An 896-nucleotide genomic window follows, 5' to 3' on the forward strand; every position below is an offset into this window, starting at 1 on the left:
TAGTGAACCGGATTTGCCTAATTCACCTGCCTACATCCTTAAACCGGGACAACCGTCGCCCGGATAGCCTAGCCTTCTCCGTCCCCCCATCGCAATTATCACCAGTACGGGAATATTAACCCGTTTCCCATCGACTACGCATTTCTGCCTCGCCTTAGGGGTCGACTCACCCTGCCCCGATTAACGTTGGACAGGAACCCTTGGTCTTCCGGCGTGCGGGTTTTTCACCCGCATTATCGTTACTTATGTCAGCATTCGCACTTCTGATACCTCCAGCATGCCTCACAGCACACCTTCACAGGCTTACAGAACGCTCCCCTACCCAACAATATTTACATATCGCTGCCGCAGCTTCGGTGCATAGTTTAGCCCCGTTACATCTTCCGCGCAGGCCGACTCGACCAGTGAGCTATTACGCTTTCTTTAAATGATGGCTGCTTCTAAGCCAACATCCTGGCTGTCTGAGCCTTCCCACTTCGTTTCCCACTTAACTATGACTTTGGGACCTTAGCTGGCGGTCTGGGTTGTTTCCCTCTTCACGACGAACGTTAGCACCCGCCGTGTGTCTCCCGTGATAACATTCTTCGGTATTCGTAGTTTGCATCGAGTTGGTAAGTCGGGATGACCCCCTAGTCGAAACAGTGCTCTACCCCCGAAGATGAGTTCACGAGGCGCTACCTAAATAGCTTTCGGGGAGAACCAGCTATCTCCCGGTTTGATTGGCCTTTCACCCCCAGCCACAAGTCATCCGCTAATTTTTCAACATTAGTCGGTTCGGTCCTCCAGTTAGTGTTACCCAACCTTCAACCTGCCCATGGCTAGATCACCGGGTTTCGGGTCTATACCCTGCAACTTATTCGCCCAGTTAAGACTCGGTTTCCCTACGGCTCCCCTAT

The 896-nt window shown here is 52.2% G+C and carries 1 rRNA gene; it reads right to left on the reverse strand.

Going from position 1 to position 896, the window contains the following annotated elements:
• Positions 1 to 896 (reverse strand): 23S ribosomal RNA (locus tag SJ312_RS23255); the annotation flags it as partial.

It is taken from the genome of Providencia sp. CIM-Carb-044 (genome assembly GCF_033901115.1).
Lineage (GTDB): Bacteria > Pseudomonadota > Gammaproteobacteria > Enterobacterales > Enterobacteriaceae > Providencia > Providencia hangzhouensis.